This is a genomic window from Candidatus Obscuribacterales bacterium (assembly GCA_036703605.1).
GTDB lineage: Bacteria > Cyanobacteriota > Cyanobacteriia > RECH01 > RECH01 > RECH01.
In genome coordinates this window covers 1-1,283 of the sequence record DATNRH010000345.1, presented here as the reverse complement: position 1 = coordinate 1,283, position 1,283 = coordinate 1, and the positions used below count along the sequence as shown (strand labels likewise).

At 50.9% G+C, this 1,283-nt stretch carries 1 protein-coding gene; it reads left to right on the top strand.

Translation table 11 applies throughout. The features are described from left to right. Window positions 1-732: 732 nt before the first annotated feature. Window positions 733-1,149, top strand: a complete 417-nt coding sequence (locus V6D20_07295; GenBank protein ID HEY9815588.1) for a hypothetical protein — start codon at window positions 733-735, stop codon at window positions 1,147-1,149. The last annotated feature ends 134 nt before the right edge of the window (window positions 1,150-1,283 follow it).

Here is a 1,283-nt window from a genome sequence, read left to right as displayed (position 1 = left end):
TCATCCTCCTAGCCTCAATGAGTGGCGAACCCCTGCACCAAGAGACTATCCGGGTAGAAGAATGCCCCGATAAAGATCAAGTGAAATGGGCTGTAGGCGCTTACGCAGAGATACACGATCTAGGACAGATTAAGTACAAGTGGTCATGCGTACCAGACGAGAAGGCATAGCATGAAAGTAACATACAGCGCATGGCCTGATGGCGATGGCAGAGAGCCTGGCGATGTTGAGACATTGTAAGCCTGGATCATCTGACCCTTATTGATTGTATTCGCATGGTGATTAATGGCGGCGTTTGGACTGGGGGATTCCTGGTTGGCGCAACACCGGTTTCGTCTATTAGTCACCAGCCGAATACAGTTTTGCGGGCCGAATAGCGTGTAAGTCCATTCATGCAATGGCGTTGAGAACGTAACCGGGGCAGGGCCGGTAGGTCAAACTTCTTCTCCCCGGCCATTAGGCCACCTCTCCGCCGCCCTTCGGGGCGGTTTCTATTTATGGATTAGATATGCAGTTGATAGGCCAAGCACAGGAACACGCAGCAACGCTGAAGCACTTAGCTTATGCAGGCTTTGGCTTTGGATCTGCCAGCGGTGCTTGGACATGGTTAGACCATAACGCAGGCGCTATTGGTGCTTGCTGTTCGATCCTCGGCCTAACGTTTGGCGTGGTGATGGGGATACTTAATTACAAGGCCAACAACCCGAAACGATGATCGTTATAGGTGGTGATATGGGCGAGTGCATCCACATAGCTAAAGAGCTAATCGAGAAGCACGAAGGCAGACGCAGCCTAGCCTATGAGGACAGCCTCGGAATCATCACTGTAGGCGTAGGGAGAAACCTTGAGAGCAAGGGATTATCCAACAACGAGATAGACATACTATTGGTCAACGACATCATTGAATGCTTCGACGACCTATCCAACTTCAAGTGGTTTGCTAACGCTACAGAGCAACAGCAGGCCGCACTACTAGACTGGCGCTTCCAATTAGGTGGAGCCGGTATCAGAGCCTTCAAGAATACGATTCGATACCTGGAGACTGGCGACTACAACCAAGCCGGTATCGAGATGCTTGATTCACGATGGGCACACCAGACACCAACAAGAGCGCATGAAATCTCACGCATGGTGAGGGGCATTGTATAAGCCTGGAGACTCCAAGCCATATAACCGGCAATGGAGAAAGGCAAGGGCCATATACCTATCAGCAAGCCCTCTCTGTGTTATGTGCAAAGAGATGGGAAGAACAGTGCCAGCCAACGTTGTAGACCACATCATCC

Bases quoted from the DNA above. Each gene is read 5' to 3' on its own strand.
- V6D20_07295 (HEY9815588.1), top strand. From the start codon at position 733: ATGGGCGAGTGCATCCACATAGCTAAAGAGCTAATCGAGAAGCACGAA.